Source organism: Weissella sp. MSCH1 (assembly GCF_045799135.1).
In the GTDB taxonomy this organism is placed as follows: Bacteria; Bacillota; Bacilli; order Lactobacillales; family Lactobacillaceae; genus Weissella.
In genome coordinates this window covers 13,245-36,000 of sequence record NZ_JBJMBA010000030.1, presented here as the reverse complement: position 1 = coordinate 36,000, position 22,756 = coordinate 13,245, and the positions used below count along the sequence as shown (strand labels likewise).

Below are 22,756 nucleotides of genomic sequence, written 5' to 3'. Positions count from 1 at the left end.
CATGGTAACGTTAGTGATAATGAAGAAGGGGGTGTCTGCTGATGAAGAAGTGGATAATTAGTGTCGGGAGTGTGGCTGTTGCTTTAATTGTTGGTGCGGTGGGGATGGCAGCTTACAACGATCATAAGGAAGAGCAATTTGAACGTCGATATGAAGCGAGCTTAGCTAAGAGTTATTCAGAATCAGCTAAGTTAGCCAGCGAGTCAACAAGTTCGTCATCTGCAAGCGCTACGAGTGATTCGACGGCCACGAGCAGTGCCACGAGTTTGCCATCGCAAACTGCGGTAGAAACGCGTCTGAGTGAGGATTTGGACAAGTTTATTGCGGATCAAAAGGATGGCATCATTCAAACTGGTTCTAAAGAGGATATACGTGATGCGTTTGAAGATACCTACGTGGATACGTACCAAGATGAGTTAGAGGCGCAACACCCAGGGGAACGAAACGAAGACATTGTTGAAGGGATGATTGATCGCGGATTGCTAGCGCTGAATTTTGATGGTCGGATTGCTGCAGTTAAATGAATTATCACGTGCGGGGGAGAACTTTCGACCTCGTTTTTTGATAAATAAAAAACCATCAGATCAAACGACCTGATGGTTTATGGGATGGGCAGACAGGGGCTCGAACCCTGGACCCACGGATTAAGAGTCCGTTGCTCTACCAACTGAGCTATCTGCCCATATTTCTCTGCCGTTGCCTCAACAACAAAATATATGTTACCAGAATAAAACGGGTTGCGCAAGTGTTTTGTTAAAAATGTTTTTGATTGTCGTGTAGGTGATTAATGAGAGTAATGGCGCAAGTGTTGTTTGTTTATCTAACCGTGGGAAAATTGCAAAAAAGAAAACCGCCAGATCGAATGACCTGGCGGTTTATAGGATGGGCAGACAGGGGCTCGAACCCTGGACCCACGGATTAAGAGTCCGTTGCTCTACCAACTGAGCTATCTGCCCATATTTCTATGTCGTTGCCTCAACAACAAAATATATAATACCAGAATAAAACAAGTTGTGCAAGTGTTTTATTTAAATTAATCAATTGGGTGTTTGCGAATGGTGTGGAAGGTTGGTACTGCATCGTGGTGTGGGGCGTTTGTTGAAAAAAGGGCACAAGAGATGCATCAGTTTCGTAAAGACTTTTGATACAAAAAGAAAACCACCAGATCGAATGACCTGATGGTTTATGGGATGGGCAGACAGGGGCTCGAACCCTGGACCCACGGATTAAGAGTCCGTTGCTCTACCAACTGAGCTATCTGCCCATATTTCTATGCCGTTGCCTCAACAACAAAATATATATTACCAGAATAAAATGAGTTGCGCAAGTGTTTTGTTTAAAATGTTTTGGTTATCGGTTTGTAGCCGATTGATGAAGGTAATGGTAAACGAGCTGCTTATCTAACTATGGGAATAATTATTGCAAAAAGAAAACCACTAGATCGAATGACCTAGTGGTTTATGGGATGGGCAGACAGGGGCTCGAACCCTGGACCCACGGATTAAGAGTCCGTTGCTCTACCAACTGAGCTATCTGCCCATATTTCTATACCGTTGCCTCAACAACAGAAACTATCATACCAAGACTATGAATGTTTTGCAACCCCTTTTTGCGCAAAGAATGAATTGTGTGACTAGAAAGTTACGAAAATCGTCTGAAAAGTTACGAAAACGCTGTAACATGATATAATTACTGTCAGAGACCCGCCACTGGGAGGATGAAAACTAATGAGTAAAATTTTAGTCGTTGATGACGAAAAACCAATTTCAGATATTATTAAGTTTAATTTGACAAAAGAAGGATATGACGTTGTCGTGGCCATGGATGGTCGTGAAGCGTTAGATCTATTTGAAAGTGAAGATCCTGATTTAGTGTTGCTGGATCAGATGTTGCCTGAACTTGAAGGAACCGAAGTGTTGCGTCAAATTCGTACGAAGTCACAGACGCCGGTTATTATGGTGACTGCTAAGGACTCAGAAATCGACAAAGTGCTTGGTTTGGAGATGGGAGCGGACGATTACGTGACGAAGCCATTCTCAAATCGTGAGTTATTGGCGCGCATTAAAGCAAACCTACGTCGTCAGACGCCAGTTGTCGGTCAAAATGTGATGGATGACAGTGGTGATATTAAGATTGGTGCTTTGACGATTCACCCAGATGCATACATGGTATCTAAGAATGGTCAAGATATCGAATTAACGCACCGTGAATTTGAATTGTTGCACCACTTGGCCAAGCACATTGGTCAAGTGATGACGCGTGATGATTTGTTGCAAACGGTTTGGGGCTACGATTACTTTGGGGACGTGCGCACGGTTGACGTTACGGTTCGTCGAATCCGTGAAAAGATTGAAGAAACACCAAGTCACCCACAAATTTTGATGACCCGACGTGGTGTTGGTTACTATTTGAAGGCTTCTGAAGAATAATAACCAAATATTTGATGACGTGGCTATTAGCTACTATAAATAACGTACGTAACAGGCTAATGCCCTGCCGGTTGGCATGGCATTAGCCTTTTTTTAGTCAAAGTGGGAGATTTTAATGGCTGAAGATATGCAAGAGCCGAAGAAATGGCGACGTTTTTTCTCGTCGATCCATTTTAAGATTGCATTAGTATTTACACTCACGCTGTTGGTGACACTTGAATTAGTTGGTGCCTTTTTCGTAAAGCGTTTGGAACAACAAAACCTGGCGAGTTTCCGAACCCAAATTGCTTTACCGGCGTATGTTAATGATTCATTAACGCAACAATTAACAAGTAGTGACCAGACAAAAGTGAATGCGGATATTCACACGATTTTGACATCGGTGAATAATGCGTCAATTTCTGAGATTACAGTTGTTGATTCCTCAGGGATTGTACGTGGTACAAGTGATATTAATAATCAAGACGAAGTGGGTCAAAAAACAACGGATGCCAATGTGAAAGCCGCGTTGGCTGGCGGTAAATATACCAAAAATCCAGTTGAGCAGCGCTCAGGCACACGGTATCAAGTGATGGTGAAGCCGCTGGTTAGTTCATCAGCTGGCGAAAGTAACATCGTTGGGGTCGTCGAGGTTCGGGCTAGTTTAGAGACGGTTTATGACAATCTGAATCATATTTCGCTGATTTACTTCTCTGCGTCGTTGCTGGCCGTGATGTTAGGTGTCGTGATGGCGGTTATTATTTCGCGCAGCTTAACGAAGCCGATTGCGGAAATTAATGACCGAACAACCCGTATTGCACAAGGTGATTATTCAGGTGGTATTTTAGTTCGTTCAAATGATGAGATTGGTCAACTGGCTGAAAATGTTAACGCCTTGGCTGTTCGAATTGAAGAGACAACGAATTCGACAGAGTTTGAACGTCGTCGATTGGATTCGGTGTTGGAACACATGACGGATGGGGTTATTGCAACTGATCGTCGTGGTAGCATCAATATCATTAATACAGCGGCGTTGCAGATGACAGGGATTGATGACAGCACGGTTGCGATGGGGCAATCAATTCTGGAAGTCCTACAAATATCAGACCGTTACAATTTGCGTGAATTGCTTGATAATCAAGAAGAATTATTGCTTGATTTCAGTACGGATGAGCGTCAATTGATTATTCGAGCGTACTTTAGTTTGATACAGCGTGCATCAGGCTTTATTTCAGGTTTGGTCATTGTGTTACACGACGTTACGGAACAGCAGCGAATTGAATTGGAACGTCGCCAATTCGTTTCGAATGTCTCGCACGAATTGCGGACCCCGTTGACGTCCGTGAAGTCATACGTTGATGCGTTACAAGAAGGTGCTATTGATGATCCTGAAGTGGCGCGCAATTTCTTGGCAGTTGCACAAGATGAAACGACTCGTATGATTCATATGATTAATGATTTGCTTGAGTTATCACGGATGGATTCAGGCACTATGAAGCTTGAAACGGAATACGTTAACGTAGGTGAGTTGTTTAATTATATTTTGAATCGATTCGATATGATTATTGCGAACGATGATAAACCTGAAAAGTACTACACGATTAAACGTGAAATTCCAAAGGTACAAATTTGGGTTGAGCTAGATACGTCTAAGTTCACCCAGGTGATTGATAACATTATGAATAATGCAATTAAGTACTCGCCGGATGGTGGTGTGGTAACGGCTCGGATGATTGATAATCAGAAGGAAGTTGTCTTGAGCATCACAGACCAAGGTTTGGGAATTCCTAAAAAAGACCTGGGTCACATTTTTGATCGTTTCTTCCGTGTGGATAAAGCACGTTCGCGTGCTCAAGGTGGTACGGGACTGGGATTGGCAATTTCAAAGGAAATTATTGAACGTTTTGGCGGCCGAATTTGGGTAGAATCGGCTGAGGGACAGGGCTCAACGTTCTCAATTTCATTGCCATATGAACCATACGATCCTACTGATGATGAGTGGGACGACGGAGAATGGGATGATTAATCGTCTGCATTTTCGTCTGAAGGTGTTGATGCGCCGTTTCGGCCTTGTCACGGCGTTGATACTTGCGATTTTAGTAAGCTTAATTTTGTCGGTTGGTTTGTGGCGGAGTCCGGGGCGCGATTTGAAAAACGCGTCGGATGCGGACGCTACTAAGCAGGTTGTGGCAGCAAAGTCGGTGACCGGATTGTATGATTTAGATCAGCTGGTCTATAACCGAAAAGATGGACAATACATGGTCGTGGATTACCGACCAACAACGACTAAGATGATTAAACGCTTAGCGAACTGGCAGATGACGTTTGATAAGAAGGAACGCTTATCGAATAAAGGTTATCTGAAAGCTTTGGCACAAACAAACACAATGGTGATGGCCTTCCCAGATGGGGTGGCAGGTGACATTGTGGATGATATGCTGAGTGGTGATTTAGACTTGCCGACTAATGCCGAGATTAGCCGTATTCGTGTGCCTATGAAGGACGCCACAACGGTCGCGTTTTTTGACGATAAAAAACGCACGGTTTATCGCTACAAGGTGACATCAGCTGCTAAGACGATGTCCTCATTTAAAATGAGTTCTGAAACAGTGCCAGTAGCGTACCGGTTAAACGGCAAGCATCTTTTGACAGATACGTTATCAGATGTGTCACTACGGTCGTATAGTTATCTGATGGAGACGAATGGGACAAATAATTATTTGTCTTCATTATTTGCTGGCACGACCACACCAAGTGCAACACGCAAGGGAGATATCTTAACGTATAACGATGGATCATCACGACAAATGACATTGAATACGAACAGTGGTGTGGTACATTTTGATGCCTATGACGTTGATAATGTCGGTAATGACTTTAATGAACGCATGCGGATGGGCTACGATTGGCTAGTCCGGATTCATCAGATTCCGGATAACATTTATTTCTTTGAGAGCCACGATATGGGGCGTAATTTGACGTACCGCTTATACGTGAACGGGTTACCGATTTATAACCAAACGACGTATGGAACGGTTCAAATTAAACAGCATGATGAGCGGCACGAAGAGATTGATTTTTCACAGTACTCGCTTCAGGTGCCACTACCGGCGGACAACGATTCACGGGCCACGCTTTCTGACTCTGCTGCGGTTTACAAACAATTGGCGGATATTGGTATTAGTAAGAAACAAGTTGTTGATTTAGCATATGGTTATCGTTGGGTATCTGATACGACTGAAAATGTCGTGACTTTGCAGCCTGAGTGGTACTTTGAGGTCGGCGACAAATGGCAAGCGGTGAAGGATGCGATTGCTGATGCGCGACAGGAGGGTGATGACTAATGGATTTTAAAAAGATATTAGCGACTTTTCTGGCTGTGTTTGTGGTGATTGATATTTTTTTAGCTGTGCAATGGTTTCAATTACATCAGCCTGCTTCAAATCCAACGTCATCAGAAAGCATTCTCACTGAAATGCGAAATGATGGGATAAAAGTTGGTAAACTCAGTCAAGCGGAGAAGACGGGGGTCTATCTTGCGGGTAAGAGTGGCGAGACGTTTTTGCGAGATCGGTTATCGACGCTAAGCAAGGCGTGGGATGCGAAGTTGACGAACGATCAGTTAACCGTTACGCCTAGTCGCACGATTAATCTAGGCAAGTCACGTGCGGATGTGCGCAAAGCAATTGATAAGATTGTTAACGATCCACGCAAGGTTGTTGCCGGGTCGCAGTATCGTTATGATGAGAAATTGACGGAGTATGCTAACAAAACCTCGACAGAGTCGGACGTTGTGGTTTATGCCCAGAAGATTTCCGATTCACGGTCGTTCATGTCGCAACGGGCGCAAATTAGATTTGTGCTCACCGCAAATCATGAATTAAAGAGCTATACGCAAAGTTATGTTGAAAATCCACAGGTGTTGCGTGACTCAACGAGTTTGATTTCAGAAGAGAAAGCGTTGATTGGGGCATATCAGTATAATGAGATTCCTAATAATGGCACGGTTAACTGGAGTGAGCTGGGGTATTCGCCATTGACGACGGTGCATGGTGATATCATTTTTGTACCAGCTTGGATTTTTTCAGTAACAGATCCTTCTGATGAAACGACAATTTTACGGGTCAATGCGCTAAATGGCTCATTGATGAAATAATCACGTGTTAGAATAGTTAATGACGAAACGCCACATGACATTTTTGTCGTGTGGCGTTTTTTAACAGGTGATAAATATGATTAAGATAGGGGATGCACAAAGTGGCAAGTGAATTTAGTGTGTCGATGTTGGCTTCGGGTAGTCAAGGAAATGTGACCTATATTGAAACCCCCACGCATAAAGTGTTAGTAGATGCGGGGTTGTCAGGTAAAAAGATTGATGGCTTAATGTCCCAAATTGGACGCTCGTTACAGGATGTTGATGCCTTGTTTGTGACACACGAACATAGCGATCACATTGCGGGGGTTGGTGTTTTAGCGCGTAAATATGGGTTTGATGTTTATGCGAATGCCAAAACTTGGGATGCGATGGCTGGCAAGATTGGTAAGGTAAAGCCAGAACAAATGAACCTGTTTGAAGCGGGGGATACGAAGTTGTTTGGTGATTTAGACGTCGAGAGTTTCAGTGTGTCGCACGATGCGGCTGATCCGCAGTTCTATGCGTTTCATCACAATAATAAAACGTTCGCTATGTTAACTGATACGGGTTATGTGAATGATCGCATCGCTGGGACAATCCGTAATGCCGACGCCATTTTGATGGAAGCAAATCATGATTATGAAATGTTGCGGATGGGTGGTTATGCTTGGTCATTGAAGCAACGTATTTTGAGTGATCAAGGACACTTATCAAATGAAGATGGCGCTTTGGCATTGACCGAAATTTTGGGCGATCGAACAAAGAATGTCTATTTGGGGCACTTGAGTCAAGAGAACAATCAAAAGCCATTGGCGCATTTGACGGTCCAACAAGTATTGGAAGAACATGACTTTGGTGTTAACCATGATTTTAATTTATTTGATACGGATCCAGCGGTAGCGACGAAATTGTTTGAGGTTTAAAATAGCGACCTTAAGCCGTCTTAAAGGGTTTATTTCTATAATTACGGTACAATAATCGGAAAATAGACATGGAGGGGAATAACCATGGACAACGGAGATAAGCGAGAGAAAAGCATGAAGAAGACATCAACCACAAAAATAGCAATTATCGGGATTGTTGCCGGGCTAGTTGGCGGTGGTGCCGCTGCTGGTGGCGTAACTTACCTGAATAACGCCGGCACTTTTTCAACAGTTACAACTGGTAAGACGACACCGGTGAAGGTAAGTAACTCGAACGTGAAGGGTGAATCTGATGCAACGAAGGCCTTTAACAAGGTGTCGGGTGCAGTTGTGTCAGTGATTAACTTGCAAAAGCAACAATCCCTTTCAGACAGCGACTCATTATTCGGCGGTTTGTTTGGTGGTAGTGATTCATCATCAAGTGATAGCAAGTCGACGGATTCGTCAGACTTGCAGACGGCTTCTGAGGGATCAGGAGTGGTTTACAAGAAGGATGGTAACACGGCTTATATCGTCACGAACAACCACGTGGTTTCAGGGTCAAACGCGTTGCAAGTCTTGTTGAGCGATGGCACTAAGTTGACGGCGACGTTGGTTGGTACTGATGAGCAAACTGATTTGGCTGTGTTGAAGATTAATGCAAGTAAGGTATCAGAAGTAGCTGACTTTGCTAACTCAAGTAAGATTGAGCCGGGACAATCAGTTTTGGCCATCGGTTCACCATTGGGATCGGAGTATGCGACGTCGGTGACGGAAGGAATCATTTCAGCAACGAAGCGCGAAGTCGATGCCACGAATGAGAACGGTGATTCGCTCGGTAAGGCCACGGTTATCCAAACGGACGCAGCAATCAATCCCGGAAACTCAGGTGGCCCATTGGTGAACTTGGCCGGTCAAGTGGTTGGTATCAACTCAATGAAGTTGGCGTCATCAACTGACGGTACGTCGGTTGAAGGAATGGGATTTGCGATTCCGGCTAACACGGTAGTTAACATCATTAATGAGTTGGAGAAGAATGGAAAGGTTGAACGACCAGCTTTGGGCGTTTCAATGGTTGATTTGAGTAATGTTTCAACGACGGATCAATCAACAATCTTGAAGTTGCCAACCAGCGTTTCAGGTGGTGTTGTGGTTATTAGTACTGAAGATGGGTCAGCAGCAGCGACTGCGGGCTTGAAGAAGTACGATGTGATTACCAAGATTGACGATACTGAGGTTACTGGTTCGGGTGACTTGCGAGATGCTTTGTATAAGCACAAGGTTGGTGACACAATTAAGGTAACCTACTACCGCGATGGTAAGCAAAAGACGACTGACGTGAAATTGACGAAGACAACGAGCTCATTATCAACGAAGTCAGAAGCAAATCAAAACTAAAAAACGTGAAAAACAGGGCACATTTTGCGATGTGTCCTGTTTTTGCAACTAATTTCTTACTGAAAGTTAGTTTTGTTAATCAATTGAAACATTCTATTTACATAAAATTCATACGAATTGGCTATTATATATTCATCCACTGTTCCTAGTGGATTTCATTACTCCCCAAAGTACATGAAGCGTCACGCAGTTCCCCAAACTGCGTGACACCCCCCTCGCTGGTTGCGATAGTAGCCGGCGGCGGACCATCGTTGCGTTCCCCCTCTTGCACGATGGTCTTTTTTTGTACAAAAAATAAGGTTCGATAGCATAAGCTGTCGAACCTTTTTCGTTAGTGTTAATTAACGCTGAATTCTAAACGTAACGTATAGTCACCAAGAATCGTTTCACCAGTTAACAAAGAATAAGCGATTTCAACAATACCATTGTCGAAAGAATCAGCCACGTTTGCTGATAAAGTTGTTGTTTGAACATCAAGTATCATTGAACCTTGGGCTGTGGTGTAACGAGTGGGGATGGTTTGTTCGGCCATAAATCGCAAATGAGTGGCACTTTCGCCAGATCGCTTTAGCGACACTTCACCATCAGGACGCACTTTGAACGTGACGGGGGTCTCAAACCCTGCTTGGTGTTCGGTATAGCGTAAGTAGGCTGTGCCGTTCATTTCGACAATGGTGCCGGTTTCTGTAAAAGTAAAGGTCTCTTTATCACCATCTTGTTGGATAGTTGTTTGTAATTTTACTGATACGGGTCGTTCGTTGTTAGTGGCAGACATATAAAATCTCCTTATAAAATCCTATTGCACCTATTATACAGGCTTTTGTACGTTATAATGTAAGAAACAATTGATCTGATAAATCAGAAAGGCGTTGTGGCAATCATGATGACAACAGTAAAAGAGAAAGTTTTCCGCGACCCAGTGCATAACTTTATTCGTGTCCAAGATCAGGTGATTCTTGACTTGATCGGCACCACTGAGTTTCAACGGTTGCGACGCATCAAGCAGTTGGGCGTTGCCAGTGCCGTTTTCCACGGTGCGGAACACTCACGATTTTCACATTCATTAGGGGTCTACGAAATTGCACGGCAATTTGCTGATCACCTTGAGAAGTTTTTCCCTTCTAAGGAACCTGGGGATGGCTTGTGGGATGCAAACGAACGATTGGTGTTGTTAAGCGCGGCGTTGCTACATGATTTAGGCCACGGCCCATACTCACATACGTTCGAACATATTTTTAATACTGATCACGAAGCTTATACGCAACAAATTATTTTGTCACCAGAAACAGAAATCCACCAAGTGTTGGCTGAGGTGGCACCTGATTTCCCGGCCAAGGTGGCGAGTGTGATTGCCAAGACCTATCCGAACCCGCAAGTCGTGCAGTTGATTTCAAGTCAAATCGATGCCGACCGGATGGATTATCTGTTACGAGATGCTTATTATTCGGGTGCCACTTACGGTGAATTTGATTTGTCACGCATTATTCACGTGATGCGTCCTTATGAGGGCGGTATCGCCTTCGATCAAAAGGGCATGTATGCCATTGAAGACTATGTGGTCTCACGCTACCAAATGTATGTGCAGGTGTATTTCCACCCGGTTTCACGTTCGTTTGAGGTGTTACTACAACATCTACTAGAACGTGCGAAGTTCTTGTACGATGAGAGTCAGGCAGATCCACGTATTTCAGCGGATTTCATTTCGCCGGCCTTGCAACCGCTCTTCGCTGGTGAGGTGACACTCCAACAATACTTGATGTTGGATGACTCGGTCATGCTGGCTAATATTAGCGAATGGCGTTTGGCGGATGATGCGATTTTAGCTGATTTGGCTACACGTTTCTTGGATCGTAAACCACTGAAGTCGATTTTGATTGAAGATGATGCACGTAGTTTGCTACCAGCGATTACGAAATTGATTTCTTCGGCTGGGTTTGATGAGCGTTATTACACCGCAGAGAACGATAGTTATGACTTACCGTATGATGCTTATAATCCGCGTGATAAAAAGCCACGAACCCAAATTGAATTAATTCAACCAGCTGGTGAGTTGGTTGAATTGTCAACGCAAAGTGCGCTGGTTGAAGCGATGACAGGCCGCATCTTTGGTAATGCCCGCTTCTTCTTCCCACGTGAGATGATGAGTGAACATGCTGTGGGTGATGTCATGGCGCCGCTTTACAATGAATTCCAGCGTTATGTGCATAACGAAACACTAATTGCACCAGTAACTAAATAAGGTAGGCCGAGCGCTGCCAGACGAAACCGTTTATGGGGGATAAACATGACGATTAAGCTAATTACAATCGATATTGATGACACATTGGTGAATACAGACAAGCAAGTTACGCCACGTGTTAAGGCTGCTTTGAACGAAGCAACAGCGCAAGGTGTTAAAGTTGTTCTGACGACGGGACGTCCATTGCCAGGCGTGCAAGAATACTTGGATGAACTGGGATTGAACAATCGTGACGACCAGTATGCAGTGACGTATAACGGTGGCGTTGTGCAAACTACCTCAGGTAAGGCGCTGGGCGGTCAAGAGTTGTCGTACGATGATTATTTGACGTTGCGTGAAGTGGCCAATGACTTGGGTGCGTACCTGCAAGTTGAAACGTTGGATGCTGCGTATACAACGGATGACACAATCAACTATTGGGCAAGTCGTGAAAACTTCTTGATTAAGATGCCATTGCATGTGACGGATATGGCTGAGATGGATCCAAATGACCATTATGTTAAGTTCATGTTTATCGGTGACGAAGCGGATGTGGATCGCTGGCGTGAAGCACTGCCACAGGCCATTCGTGATAAGTACTATATTGTCAAGTCAACGCCCCAGCACTTGGAGTTTATGCACAAGGATGCTACGAAGGGGAGCGGGTTGTTGGCACTGGCAGAATTGCTGGGCATCGACCGATCAGAGACGATGGCATTGGGCGACCAACAAAACGATTTGACAATGATTGAGGCGGCTGGCTTAGGCGTTGCCATGGGAAATGCAGTACCTGAAGTGAAGGCAATTGCGGACGTTGAAACCACGACGCAAAATGAAGATGGCGTTGGTGTGGCAGTCGAAAAATGGGTTCTTGGTCGGGATGTGCCGGAATTGGCGGATTAACCGAGAATAATATTTGCCGAAATGCCTGAAATATTGTAAGATAAGACATTGAGTAAGACCGCGAAAGGACGTGCAGTGATTTGGCATTAACACAATTTGACGGCCAAAATAAGGCTGAGCTTTCAATGATTGAAGTTGCTCGTGCGATTTTGTCTGACCGTCATGACACCATGGCGTTTAGTGATTTGTTGAATGAAGTACAATCATTCACTGGTAAGACGGACGAAGAGATTCGTGCGCGCTTGGCACAATTTTACACTGATTTGAATATTGACGGTTCATTCATTTCTTTGGGTGATAACGTTTGGGGGCTTCGTTCATGGTACCCAATCGACTCAATCGATGAAGCCGTTCACTTGGATCTTGAAGAAGAAGAAGGTCAACCAAAGAAGAAGAAGCGTAAGAAGATCAATGCCTTCTTGGCAGACGTTGCAGATGATGACGATGTTATCGACTACAACGACGATGATCCTGAAGACGATGACTTCGGTGACGTTGAAGAAGAAGACGAGACGGCAGCTGCATCAGATGATGACGACGATGCGGATGACGACGATGACGACGATTCAGATGACAACTTCGGTAATGACGAAGTTGCTGGCGGAATCGGCGAAGAAATCGGTGGCATCGCCCCAGTCGACGACGACTATGGTTCAGGTGACATCGAGCGTTAATTTTTAATTAACAATAAAAACGCATGGCTGTGATGGCTATGCGTTTTTTTGTGATTGTTAAAACGTTTTTGCATTTTCTTAAGAATTCCCGTAAACTGGTAAAGTTGCTTTTTAAGAGGTAACCGCGAGAAAGTCCTCGCGTAATAAAGTAAAGCGTGCGCGGTAAACCGCACGTTAATCAAGAACCGGAAGAGAGGTATTCATTATGAATGCACCACAAACGTCCCCAAAGTTTTCTTGGGAACACGTCGCTAAAATTTTTAAACCATCATGGTACGTCGAACAAATGAAGGGCTGGGCAACAGCTTCATACATGTTGTTGATGTTCGGTTTTGGTTTTCTGATTAGTCAAACGATTGCTAACCCTGTTACGGGGATGGCTGTTTGGACGCTGATTGCCGCTTTGCTAGGGTTTACGACAACCTTGGCAATTACGAATGCCCGACCTGTGAACGGTATCTTAGGGTTAGTTTCGGCCCTGGTATACATCGGGTTGGCTATTGAAGCGCACAATCCAGCGGATGCAGTTTTGCAATTCGTTTATATTATTTTGTTGGATTTGCCGGTTATTTTAATGCCATCATGGTCAAAGGATGTGGCCATGAATGTCCGCAAGATTAGTGAAGTAAAAGATCGTGGCGAAAAGATGACTTTTGCTAAGACGCGGACGTTCTTCGTCTTGGTCTTTGTCTTGTCATTTGTGGCCTTGTACTTTTTCGAAATTTACATCACACATTCACCACGTCCATTAATTGACGCGGGTGCAGCTGCTATCGGAATTACCGGGGCAGTGTTAACGACGCTCCGCTTTTCAGAGGCTTACTACATGTGGTTCCTGCAAGGAATCGCACAAGTTGTCTTGTGGGGGATGACCGCCGCACAAGGGGATGCCTCATTGGTCTTGTTCTTCACGTACATGTTGTACATGGGAAACGATGTCATCGCCTTCTTTGCCTCACCATGGTTTAAGAAGAGTTTGCGTGTGGCAGATAAGGATTAAAATAAATAATGTTGGCACTTAATATTGACTTACTTTGAAAAGGTGTGTATTATTAAGTTCCGGGCTCTTGTATTTGTTTAATACGAGACGTAATCAAAGTTGATTAACGCTCCCAACGCTATAATTAGCATTGGGAGCTTTTTTATTTTTTATTGCTCCTGCACAAAGAACTCGGAGGATTATTTTTATGACAGCTAAGTACGTCTTTGTTACCGGTGGTGTGGTTTCATCATTGGGTAAAGGTATCGTCGCAGCATCATTGGGCCGCTTGTTGAAGAACCGTGGTTTCAAGATTGCCGTACAAAAGTTTGATCCATACATTAACGTCGACCCAGGAACGATGTCACCATATCAACACGGTGAAACTTTTGTCACTGATGATGGTTTGGAAACTGACTTGGACTTGGGACACTATGAGCGTTTCATCGACATTAACTTGAACAAGTATTCAAACGTGACGTCAGGTCGTGTGTACTCTGAAGTTTTGGCCAAGGAACGTCGTGGTGATTATGATGGTGCAACTGTACAAGTTATTCCACACATCACGAATGCATTGAAGGAAAAGATGATGCGCGCCGCTGAAACAACGGATGCTGACATCGTGATTACTGAAGTTGGTGGAACGGTTGGTGATATTGAATCATTGCCATTCATCGAAGCATTGCGTCAAATGAAGCGCGAAGTTGGTGCTGAAAACGTCGCATACATCCACACGTCATTGATTCCATACTTGCGCGCTGCAGGAGAAATGAAGACGAAGCCAACGCAACACTCAGTTGCTGAGTTGCGCTCATTGGGAATTCAACCTGACATGTTGGTTGTTCGTACTGAGCAACCAATTACGCAAGAGATGCGTGAGAAGTTGGCATTGTTCACGGACGTTGCGCCTGAAGCGGTTATTGAGTCTTTGGACGTTGACATTTTGTACGAGATTGCTTTGAACATGCAAAAGCAAGGCATGGATGATGTTATCTTGAAGCGTTTGGGCTTGACGGCTGAACCAGCTGACATGACTGAATGGACAGCCATGATTGAAAAGATCCGCAACTTGAAGAAGAAGTTGAAGATTACATTGGTTGGAAAGTATGCTGATTTGCAAGATGCCTACATTTCAGTTAACGAGGCCTTGCGTGCCGGTGGTTACGCGGTTGATGCTGATGTAGAAATCAACGCCATCAACTCAGAAAAGGTTAACGATGAGAACGTTTCAGAATTGTTGGCTGATGCTGATGGTGTGATTGTACCTGGTGGATTCGGTGCTCGTGGTACTGAAGGTAAGATTTCAGCAATCCAATTTGCTCGTGAGAACAATGTGCCATTCTTGGGCGTATGCTTGGGAATGCAATTGGCTTCAGTTGAATTTGCTCGTCACGTCCTTGGTTACACGGACGCCAACTCAATTGAGTTGAACCCAGACACAGATGCGCCAGTTATCGCATTGATGAACGACCAAAAGGAAGTTACGGATCGTGGTGGTACTTTGCGTCTTGGTTTGTACCCAGCCGACTTGAAGGATGGTACGTTGACGAAGGCAATCTACGAGGGTCAAGATGAGATCCAAGAGCGTCACCGTCACCGTTACGAATTCAACATCGATTACCGTAAGGAATTTGAAGATGCTGGTATGGTCTTTGCTGGAACGTCACCTGATGATCGCTTGATGGAAATTATTGAATTGCCAGAAAACGACTTCTTTGTGGCGGCCCAATACCACCCAGAATTCTTGTCACGTCCATACCGTCCAGAACCTTTGTACGGTGCCTTTGTTAAGGCTGCTTTGGATAAGAAGGAAGCTTAATTTAGTCAATGCGAGAGCTCGTTTCCAACGATGGGAAACGGGTTCTTTTTTTACGGTGCCTGAATTTCTCAATATTTCGCCATAAAACTAACCAAATTGATAATTTTAAAGTAATGTTTACGCCTTGCGCCGGAATGGCAAGTTTCCTTGTTATTGGTGTATCTGTACTGTAAAATTGACAAAGAATGTTATCCAGGTGATGAGAAAACATCCTAATCGGCGATAGTCGATTGGTAACGGTGATAACAGACAATAATTAATGAAATGAATGGGCCTGAACAGGCGTAGGGGGCAACCCCTGTTAATAAAAAGGGTGAAAATAATGAAGAAATTGGTTATCCATGGTGGTCGTCGCCTGAGTGGCGAAGTGACTATCGGTGGCGCAAAGAATTCAACAGTAGCATTGATTCCAGCGGCTATTTTGGCAGAGACGCCAGTGAAGTTTGATAGTGTGCCTGATATTTTAGATGTATACAACTTGCAAGTAATTTTGGAATCAATGAACGTCACGTCAACATTTAAGGGTGGCGAATTGATGATTGACCCAACTGAAATTGTCGAAGCAGAGTTGCCTTCGACGGCAATTAAGTCTTTGCGCGCCTCATATTACTTTATGGGTTCTTTGCTTGGCCGTTTTGGTCGCGCAACGGTAACATTCCCCGGTGGTGATAACATTGGGCCACGACCAATTGACCAACACATTAAAGGGTTTGAAGCGCTTGGTGCGAAGGTTCGCGAAGAAAATGATACGGTCTACATCACAGCCGATGATGGACTAAAGGGTGCTCGTATTTTCTTGGATATGGTGTCAGTAGGTGCAACCATGAACATCATCTTGGCTGCTGTACACGCTGAAGGAACAACGATTCTGGAAAATGCAGCCCGTGAGCCTGAAATTATCGATTTGGCAACGTTCTTGAACAACATGGGGGCACAAATTCGTGGGGCTGGAACGGATGTCATTCGCATTACTGGTGTGCCTAAGCTAGAGTCAAAGAATACGCACACGATTATTCCTGATCGTATTGAAGCGGGAACTTATTTGGCGTTGGCTGCGGCACAAGGTGATGGGGTTTTGGTTAAGAATGTTATTCCAGAACACTTGGAATCGTTTACGGCTAAAATGATTGAGATGGGTGTGCAATTGGATGTACGTGAAGATAGTATTTACGTACCAAAGTCAGAAAACCTGACGCCAATTCACATTAAGACAGCACCATTCCCTGGTTTTGCCACTGACTTGCAACAACCGATTACGCCGTTGCTAACATTAGCTGATGGTGAAAGCGTGATTACGGAAACGATTTACCCAGAGCGCACACGTCACATTCCTGAACTACAAAAGTTAGGTGTGGCAATTGAAAACCCTGAATATGGTCAAATCACGGTTACTAAGAGTAATAACTTCCATGGCGCTAGTGTGGCTGCTGCTGAAATTCGTGCGGGTGCTTCACTGGTTACTGCTGGTCTAATGGCAGATGGCATTACAGAAGTAACCAACGCTGAGCACGTTTTGCGTGGTTACGATCACATCATCCACAAGTTAACGATGTTGAATGCCGATATTCAAATTGCGGAAGATTAATTTACGTTAATCACAGCGTTTAATTTTAAAAATTTAAACCGTCTTCACGACCGGAGTGACGCGTCGTGAAGACGGTTTTGTTATGATTCTATGAATTTTCTGCTACCGTGTTACTTGCTAATTACTTGTTAACAGGATAAGATAGATAAGTTACAAAAAGGACTGTTGCCAAAATCAAACGCAGTATGGATGCCGGATTGTGTCTAGTTTGAATTTTGTTCGTAGTTCGCGATATATAGAGCGCGATTGACTCCGCAATCGCAACTGGAGGAAATATTTTGAAGTTTTCAGAGTTGGGTCTATCACAAGACCTATTGACGGCCATTGAGAAGCATGGCTATGTAGAGGCCACGCCAATCCAGGAACAAACGATTCCTTTGACTTTGGCTGGTAAGGACGTTATCGGTCAAGCCCAAACGGGAACCGGTAAGACGGCCGCTTTCGGATTGCCAATCTTGAACATGATTGACACTGACAGCAACCAAGTACAAGCACTTGTTGTCTCACCAACACGTGAATTGGCTATTCAAACACAAGATGAGCTATTCAAGTTGGGACGCGATAAGCGTGTTAAGGTACAAGCTGTCTTTGGTGGTGCTGATATTCGCCGCCAAATCAACGGTTTGAGCCATGGTGCTCACATCGTTGTTGGAACGCCTGGTCGTTTGATCGACCACATCAACCGTGGCACGATCAACTTGTCAAACGTTAAGACTTTGGTCTTGGACGAAGCGGACGAAATGTTGAACATGGGATTCTTGGAAGACATCGAGTCTATCTTGAAGGCCGTTCCTGATCAACGTCAAACGTTGTTGTTCTCAGCAACGATGCCACCTGCTATCAAGCGTATTGGTGTGCAATTTATGACGGAACCAGAGCACATTCAAATCGCTGCCAAGGAATTGACAACTGATTTGGTTGAGCAATACTACGTTCGCGTGCGTGACTTTGAAAAGTTTGACACGTTGACGCACATCTTGGATGTACAACAACCTAAGTTGGCCATTATGTTTGGTCGTACAAAGCGCCGTGTTGACGAATTGACACGTGGTTTGGAATTGCGCGGCTTTAACGCTGCCGGTATCCACGGTGACTTGACGCAACAAAAGCGTTCACAAGTTTTGAAGCAATTTAAGAATGGTGAAATCAAGATTTTGGTTGCCACTGACGTTGCTGCGCGTGGATTGGACGTTTCAGGTGTTGACTACGTTTACAACTTTGACATTCCGCAAGATTCAGAATCATACGTTCACCGTATCGGCCGTACTGGTCGTGCCGGTGCGCACGGAACTTCTGTAACGTTCATCTCAAATGCTGAAATGGACTACTTGAAGGACATTGAAAAGTTGACGAAGAAGCGTATGTTGCCATTGAAGCCACCTACTCGTGAAGAGGCGTTGGCTGGTCGTATGTCAGTTGCAGCTGATTCAGTTGAAGCAGTTATTGCAGCAACTTCAGGATCAGTTGATTCAGAAGTTATCGATACTTTGGTTGAAAAGTACGATGCAAAGACTTTGGCTACGGCTTTGTTGGGAGCTGTTGCAAACGTTTCAGACATGGATGCTGAATTCACGTTGTCACGTGAGCGTCCATTGCCACGTAAGCGTTCAGGCTTCGGTGGTGGTTCACGCAATGGTGGTGGCTACCGTGGTCGTCGTGATGGCGATCGTCGTGGCGGTGGTTACCGTGGTCGTCGTGAAGGTGGTCGCGATGGTGAACGCGGACAACGCGAACGTCGTTCATTCGACCGCGGTGCCCGTACAGGTTCAGGTGATCGTTCACAACGCGGTCGCTCAGGTGCACCACGTCGTCAATCACGTGACTTTGTCATTAAGAATAACGATTAATAAAGAAGGCTGGTTGTATGACCGGCCTTTTTTTGCGCAAAAATTTTGAATAGCAAACCAGACTTCTCAGCACAAGTTCTCTTTTTTATGCACGGTAATCGGGGTATAATGAGACAATGATTTACGGACTGGGAGGTCGATTATAATGATTATCGGACAAGGCATCGATGCACAAGTGATTAGCGATGTCACGCGTTTGGCAGAACGTCGCCCTGAGTTTATTGATGTCGTGTTGACACCAGCAGAGCGTGAGGTGTTTGACGTGCGCAAGGGCAAGCACCAAATGGAATTTTTAGCTGGCCGTTTTTCTATTAAAGAAGCGTATAGTAAAGCCATTGGTACGGGCATTGGGTCTGAAGCCCACTGGCACGACATGGAAGTATTACCAAATGAAGCTGGACAACCAGTCATGGTCAAGCACCCCAAGCAAGACGAGGCGGTGGCACATATTTCAATTTCACACACAGGTGATACCGTACATAGTTCAGTAATTTTGGAATCGTTGGCGTCTTTACACCAACCGGTCAGTGAACGTCGCCCCTCTTGGTTGGAAATTTCAGCCGAGGCTTTGGCACATAACGTGGCCTACGTGCGCGAACTGACCGAAACCAACCGGTTCTTTGCGGTTGTTAAAGCAAACGCATATGGGCATGGGCTGCCACAAATTGTGACGGCAGCTAAACGTGCTGGTGTGGATGGATTTGCAGTGGCGACGATTGATGAAGGGGTTTGGTTGCGCCAATTTGGTGTGAAGTTACCCATTTTGATTTTGGGTGTGACGCCAGCGTCGTATGTGGCTGACTTAGCAAAGTATGATTTAATTCCCGTTGTAGCCAGCGAGGCATGGCTGGATGAAGCCTTAAGTCAACTTAAGCCTGAGGCAACCTTAACAGTATCGGTTGCAGTGGATACTGGCATGGGCCGAATCGGTATTCGTAATCGCGAGGAACTTGAGCGGGTGGTTGCAAAGTTGAATGCGACTGATAACGTTGTGTTCCAAGGGATTGGTATGCACTTTGCAACAGCTGATGGGAATGATACGGTCTATTTTGAAAAGCAATTAGCCAAGTGGCATGAGTTGACAGATGAATTGGATTTGCCAGCCGATATTTGGCGCCATTTGGCCAACTCGGGTACGTCATTGTGGCATGAGCAACCAAGCACGGATGCAGTTCGCGTTGGGGCGGCCATGTATGGATTCGATGCCTCACAGGGAGCCTTGCCAAATCGTGATTTACAACCAGTTTTGTCATTGAAGGCCGAGTTGGTGCACGTTAAGCGGGTGCCAGCTGGGACGTCAATTTCGTACGGGGCAACTTATACAACGACGGAACCAGAATGGATTGGGACAGTGCCAGTTGGGTACGCGGATGGCTATCCACGGGCCCTGCAAGGCATGGATGTGTTGCTACCAGATGGCCGTCGAGCCGAATTAGTTGGCCGAATTGCAATGGATCAATTTATGATTCGACTGCCAGAAGAGATGCCGGTTGGAACGGTTGTCACGTTGATTGGTCGGGTTGGCGATGAAGAAATTACGTTAGTTGATTTGGCGAACAAGATGGATACGATTCCTTATGAAATCGCAACCGGATTGTCACCAAGATTACCACGTCATTTAGTGAAGTAGAGAGAGCGTATGGCAAGTCGACATGATATCAAACGCGGTGACATTTTCTTTGCGGATTTGTCACCTGTTGTGGGATCGGAACAAGGCGGGCAACGGCCGGTAGTGATTATTCAGAATGATGTGGGTAATCAACACGCGCCAACTGTGATTGTTGCACCGATTACTGCGCAAATTGCAAAGCCTAAGATGCCGACCCATGTGGGGTTACCGGCTGAATTAGAGGATACAGGGATCGCTCGGGATTCGGTAATTTTGCTGGAACAGATTCGAACGATTGATAAGCGCCGATTGCAAGATAAAATTGGCCTTGTCCCAGGTCACCTGGTGGCAAAATTAGATCAAGCGTTGGTCATTAGTTTAGGCTTAGTTTAGCCCCTTATTTTTCGGAATAGTTGCAAATAGCTGTTAAAATAATAGCAATAAATAAAAGGAGGAGTGGTGCTCATGGAACACTTTAATGTGGGTGTTATTGGTTCAGGCCCTGCTGGTTTGTCAGCGGCCTTTCCATTGCAAGCAGCTGGTCAATCAGTTGTGATTGTCGAAGAGTATCTCTGGGGTGGTACCTGCCCTAATTATGGTTGCGATCCTAAGAAGGTCTTGTTGGCGGCTGTTGAAGCTAAGGAACAAGCAGAATGGATGCAACACACAGGCTTGATTGGTCACAATGAGATTGACTGGCCTGCCTTGATGGAACACAAGATGGCATACACGGATCCTGTGCCTGCTCGTAAGATTGCGGGCTTGGATGATGCGGGTATTACACACAAGTACGGACACGCCTACTTTGTCGATGAGCACACTGTCTCAACGGGAACGGAAACGTTCACGGCTGATAAGTGGATTATCGCAACGGGTGCGCGTCCTGCACGTTTGTCAGTGCCTGGTGATGAGTTATTGCACGACAATGAGGACTTCTTGAACTTGCCTAAGATGCCAGAAGAAGTGGCCTTCATCGGTGCTGGCTTCATTGCCATCGAATTTGCCGGTATTGCAGCAGCGGCGGGTGCTAAGGTACACGTTGTTGCGAAGCACGATGTTATTCTACGTGAGTTTGATCAAGATTTGACGCAAGATTTGATTGCGCAAATGGAGAGCAAGGGAATTACGTTCCACTGGAACTTTGATACCGCTGCCGTAGAAGAAACGGCGGACGGTCGCTTCGATATCGTTGCGGCAGATGGTCGTCGTGTAACAAGCGATATGCCATTTATTGCAGCTGGTCGTGCAGGTAATACAGAAGACTTGAACTTGGATGCAGCCGGTGTTGAAGTGGCCGGTAACGGTATCAAGGTTATGGCTGATTTGCGTACGACGAACCCCAACATTTTTGCGGTAGGCGACGTTGCTGAATCACCTGTACCAAAGTTGACCCCAACTGGTGCCTATGAGGCACGTTATGTAGCTGGCTTGTTGACTGGTACCGAGCCAGAAGAAATTTCATACCCTGCTATTCCAACGATGGTCTACGGATCACCAAAGTTGGGTCAAGTTGGTATGTCAGCTGTTGAGGCTGAAGCAAAGGGCATGCGTGTTAACTCAATTGACATGACGCCTTGGCTAGCATACTGGCGTCACAAGGAACCGATTGCGAAAGCAAAGGTTGTCTTGAACGAAAAGGGTGTCATTATCGGTGCGACTGTTTTGAGTGCTGAGGCGGATGAGTTGTTGAACTACTTCACAGTGGCTATCAACCAAAAGCAAGACAAGTGGGCGATTAAGCACAACTTGTACTCATACCCATCTATTGCATCAGATATGGGCTTCTTTGCCTAATCATATAAATAATGAAAAGCCATTGATGACTTTAAAAGTTGTCGATGGCTTTTTCGTTTTATGGTATTTCTTGCATCGCATCACCTTAAAATAACATTACAATGAGAACGGTGAGTCGTTTTCTCATATTGTTATTGAATTTTGCTGTCAAATAAAATAGTTTTATATTATTTTCGGCCAGCTAAAAAAATATAAAAATATTTGTTAACCGATAATACGTATTTTTAATATGTGTTTAAGGTTGCGGGTTTATTTTAAGGTACGAAATATTTGTCATATTGACGATAAGTAAATTTAAAAAAGTTACACAAGGAGATAGACATGAAGGAAGAACAGGATGTTCGCAAGACAAAGCCTGTGATGAAGTTTATTGGACAGACCGTATTTTATGCATTGGTTATCCTGGCTTTGATTTACCTTTATGGTTATTCAGGCTTGGGACAGGGCCACTTTATTTATAACGAATTCTAATTTGAGATTGTTTG

The 22,756-nt window shown here is 44.8% G+C and carries 19 protein-coding genes and 4 tRNA genes; 18 read left to right on the top strand and 5 right to left on the bottom strand.

Annotated elements, in window-relative coordinates; translation table 11 throughout:
- The first annotated feature begins 41 nt into the window (after positions 1 to 41).
- Complete coding sequence (locus ACJ28U_RS02500) at positions 42 to 524, top strand: hypothetical protein (protein WP_407618275.1); 483 nt, start codon at positions 42 to 44, stop codon at positions 522 to 524.
- An 85-nt stretch (positions 525 to 609) separates the two neighbouring features.
- Here ACJ28U_RS02500 and ACJ28U_RS02495 read toward each other — a convergent pair.
- From ACJ28U_RS02495 to ACJ28U_RS02480, 4 genes are all read right to left on the bottom strand, one after another.
- Positions 610 to 682, bottom strand: a tRNA-Lys gene (locus tag ACJ28U_RS02495).
- 201 nt (positions 683 to 883) lie between these two features.
- Positions 884 to 956, bottom strand: a tRNA-Lys gene (locus ACJ28U_RS02490).
- Between the two features lie 235 nt (positions 957 to 1,191).
- Positions 1,192 to 1,264, bottom strand: a tRNA-Lys gene (locus ACJ28U_RS02485).
- Between the two features lie 202 nt (positions 1,265 to 1,466).
- Positions 1,467 to 1,539 (bottom strand) — tRNA-Lys (locus tag ACJ28U_RS02480).
- 188 nt (positions 1,540 to 1,727) lie between these two features.
- On the opposite strand from ACJ28U_RS02480, the gene yycF reads away from it, so the two are divergent.
- From yycF to ACJ28U_RS02450, 6 genes are all read left to right on the top strand, one after another.
- The gene (gene yycF, locus ACJ28U_RS02475) at positions 1,728 to 2,429 is read left to right on the top strand and encodes a response regulator YycF (protein ID WP_010372075.1); all 702 of its coding nucleotides are present in this window, start codon (positions 1,728 to 1,730) and stop codon (positions 2,427 to 2,429) included.
- 115 nt (positions 2,430 to 2,544) lie between these two features.
- Entirely contained in the window at positions 2,545 to 4,434 is a 1,890-nt protein-coding gene (gene walK, locus ACJ28U_RS02470; protein ID WP_010372072.1) for a cell wall metabolism sensor histidine kinase WalK, read from the top strand.
- Positions 4,427 to 5,752, top strand: coding sequence for a two-component system activity regulator YycH (yycH, locus tag ACJ28U_RS02465; protein WP_407618274.1), 1,326 nt, complete (start codon positions 4,427 to 4,429; stop codon positions 5,750 to 5,752). Before walK ends, yycH begins: the two co-directional genes overlap by 8 nt.
- Positions 5,752 to 6,564 carry a two-component system regulatory protein YycI gene (locus tag ACJ28U_RS02460; protein WP_099088694.1) on the top strand — a complete coding sequence of 271 codons (813 nt, stop codon included), beginning with the start codon at positions 5,752 to 5,754 and terminating at the stop codon, positions 6,562 to 6,564. Before yycH ends, ACJ28U_RS02460 begins: the two co-directional genes overlap by 1 nt.
- A 92-nt stretch (positions 6,565 to 6,656) precedes the next feature.
- Positions 6,657 to 7,466 carry an MBL fold metallo-hydrolase gene (locus tag ACJ28U_RS02455; protein WP_407618273.1) on the top strand — a complete coding sequence of 270 codons (810 nt, stop codon included), beginning with the start codon at positions 6,657 to 6,659 and terminating at the stop codon, positions 7,464 to 7,466.
- 114 nt (positions 7,467 to 7,580) lie between these two features.
- On the top strand, positions 7,581 to 8,843 hold the full coding sequence (locus ACJ28U_RS02450; protein ID WP_407618281.1) for a S1C family serine protease: 1,263 nt from the start codon (positions 7,581 to 7,583) through the stop codon (positions 8,841 to 8,843).
- A 337-nt stretch (positions 8,844 to 9,180) separates the two neighbouring features.
- On the opposite strand, the gene ACJ28U_RS02445 is transcribed toward ACJ28U_RS02450, so the two are convergent.
- Positions 9,181 to 9,618, bottom strand: a complete 438-nt coding sequence (locus tag ACJ28U_RS02445) for a DUF1934 domain-containing protein (RefSeq protein WP_407618272.1) — start codon at positions 9,616 to 9,618, stop codon at positions 9,181 to 9,183.
- 105 nt (positions 9,619 to 9,723) lie between these two features.
- Here ACJ28U_RS02445 and ACJ28U_RS02440 point away from each other — a divergent pair, with 105 nt between their 5' ends.
- The 11 genes from ACJ28U_RS02440 to ACJ28U_RS02390 all read left to right on the top strand — a co-directional run bounded on the left by ACJ28U_RS02440 (position 9,724) and on the right by ACJ28U_RS02390 (position 22,742).
- The gene (locus ACJ28U_RS02440) at positions 9,724 to 11,082 is read left to right on the top strand and encodes an HD domain-containing protein (RefSeq protein WP_010372056.1); all 1,359 of its coding nucleotides are present in this window, start codon (positions 9,724 to 9,726) and stop codon (positions 11,080 to 11,082) included.
- 45 nt (positions 11,083 to 11,127) lie between these two features.
- A complete protein-coding gene (yidA, locus tag ACJ28U_RS02435; protein ID WP_407618271.1) occupies positions 11,128 to 11,964 on the top strand; it encodes a sugar-phosphatase in 837 nt (278 codons plus the stop codon).
- Positions 11,965 to 12,044: 80 nt separating this feature from the next.
- Positions 12,045 to 12,638 (top strand): DNA-directed RNA polymerase subunit delta, encoded by a 594-nt coding sequence (gene rpoE / locus ACJ28U_RS02430; RefSeq protein WP_010372050.1) that lies wholly within the window; start codon positions 12,045 to 12,047, stop codon positions 12,636 to 12,638.
- A 205-nt stretch (positions 12,639 to 12,843) separates the two neighbouring features.
- Positions 12,844 to 13,638: a nicotinamide riboside transporter PnuC gene (pnuC, locus tag ACJ28U_RS02425; protein WP_407618270.1), complete on the top strand. Its 795-nt coding sequence runs from the start codon at positions 12,844 to 12,846 to the stop codon at positions 13,636 to 13,638.
- A 187-nt stretch (positions 13,639 to 13,825) separates the two neighbouring features.
- Complete coding sequence (locus ACJ28U_RS02420) at positions 13,826 to 15,436, top strand: CTP synthase (protein ID WP_099088700.1); 1,611 nt, start codon at positions 13,826 to 13,828, stop codon at positions 15,434 to 15,436.
- Positions 15,437 to 15,758: 322 nt separating this feature from the next.
- A complete protein-coding gene (locus tag ACJ28U_RS02415; RefSeq protein WP_099088701.1) occupies positions 15,759 to 17,021 on the top strand; it encodes a UDP-N-acetylglucosamine 1-carboxyvinyltransferase in 1,263 nt (420 codons plus the stop codon).
- A gap of 278 nt (positions 17,022 to 17,299) precedes the next feature.
- Complete coding sequence (locus ACJ28U_RS02410; protein ID WP_099088702.1) at positions 17,300 to 18,868, top strand: DEAD/DEAH box helicase; 1,569 nt, start codon at positions 17,300 to 17,302, stop codon at positions 18,866 to 18,868.
- Between the two features lie 145 nt (positions 18,869 to 19,013).
- Complete coding sequence (gene alr / locus ACJ28U_RS02405; protein ID WP_407618269.1) at positions 19,014 to 20,498, top strand: alanine racemase; 1,485 nt, start codon at positions 19,014 to 19,016, stop codon at positions 20,496 to 20,498.
- A 9-nt stretch (positions 20,499 to 20,507) separates the two neighbouring features.
- On the top strand, positions 20,508 to 20,870 hold the full coding sequence (locus tag ACJ28U_RS02400) for a type II toxin-antitoxin system PemK/MazF family toxin (protein ID WP_010372032.1): 363 nt from the start codon (positions 20,508 to 20,510) through the stop codon (positions 20,868 to 20,870).
- Positions 20,871 to 20,942: 72 nt separating this feature from the next.
- Positions 20,943 to 22,271: a dihydrolipoyl dehydrogenase family protein gene (locus ACJ28U_RS02395; RefSeq protein ID WP_407618268.1), complete on the top strand. Its 1,329-nt coding sequence runs from the start codon at positions 20,943 to 20,945 to the stop codon at positions 22,269 to 22,271.
- 321 nt (positions 22,272 to 22,592) lie between these two features.
- Entirely contained in the window at positions 22,593 to 22,742 is a 150-nt protein-coding gene (locus tag ACJ28U_RS02390) for a teichoic acid D-Ala incorporation-associated protein DltX (RefSeq protein WP_010372027.1), read from the top strand.
- Positions 22,743 to 22,756: the final 14 nt, after the last annotated feature.

Coding starts and splice junctions, on each gene's coding strand:
- ACJ28U_RS02500 (WP_407618275.1), top strand. CDS start 42: ATGAAGAAGTGGATAATTAGTGTCGGGAGTGTGGCTGTTGCTTTAATT.
- yycF (WP_010372075.1), top strand. CDS start 1,728: ATGAGTAAAATTTTAGTCGTTGATGACGAAAAACCAATTTCAGATATT.
- walK (WP_010372072.1), top strand. CDS start 2,545: ATGGCTGAAGATATGCAAGAGCCGAAGAAATGGCGACGTTTTTTCTCG.
- yycH (WP_407618274.1), top strand. CDS start 4,427: ATGATTAATCGTCTGCATTTTCGTCTGAAGGTGTTGATGCGCCGTTTC.
- ACJ28U_RS02460 (WP_099088694.1), top strand. CDS start 5,752: ATGGATTTTAAAAAGATATTAGCGACTTTTCTGGCTGTGTTTGTGGTG.
- ACJ28U_RS02455 (WP_407618273.1), top strand. CDS start 6,657: ATGCACAAAGTGGCAAGTGAATTTAGTGTGTCGATGTTGGCTTCGGGT.
- ACJ28U_RS02450 (WP_407618281.1), top strand. CDS start 7,581: ATGAAGAAGACATCAACCACAAAAATAGCAATTATCGGGATTGTTGCC.
- ACJ28U_RS02445 (WP_407618272.1), bottom strand. CDS start 9,618: ATGTCTGCCACTAACAACGAACGACCCGTATCAGTAAAATTACAAACA.
- ACJ28U_RS02440 (WP_010372056.1), top strand. CDS start 9,724: ATGATGACAACAGTAAAAGAGAAAGTTTTCCGCGACCCAGTGCATAAC.
- yidA (WP_407618271.1), top strand. CDS start 11,128: ATGACGATTAAGCTAATTACAATCGATATTGATGACACATTGGTGAAT.
- pnuC (WP_407618270.1), top strand. CDS start 12,844: ATGAATGCACCACAAACGTCCCCAAAGTTTTCTTGGGAACACGTCGCT.
- ACJ28U_RS02420 (WP_099088700.1), top strand. CDS start 13,826: ATGACAGCTAAGTACGTCTTTGTTACCGGTGGTGTGGTTTCATCATTG.
- ACJ28U_RS02415 (WP_099088701.1), top strand. CDS start 15,759: ATGAAGAAATTGGTTATCCATGGTGGTCGTCGCCTGAGTGGCGAAGTG.
- alr (WP_407618269.1), top strand. CDS start 19,014: ATGATTATCGGACAAGGCATCGATGCACAAGTGATTAGCGATGTCACG.
- ACJ28U_RS02400 (WP_010372032.1), top strand. CDS start 20,508: ATGGCAAGTCGACATGATATCAAACGCGGTGACATTTTCTTTGCGGAT.
- ACJ28U_RS02395 (WP_407618268.1), top strand. CDS start 20,943: ATGGAACACTTTAATGTGGGTGTTATTGGTTCAGGCCCTGCTGGTTTG.
- ACJ28U_RS02390 (WP_010372027.1), top strand. CDS start 22,593: ATGAAGGAAGAACAGGATGTTCGCAAGACAAAGCCTGTGATGAAGTTT.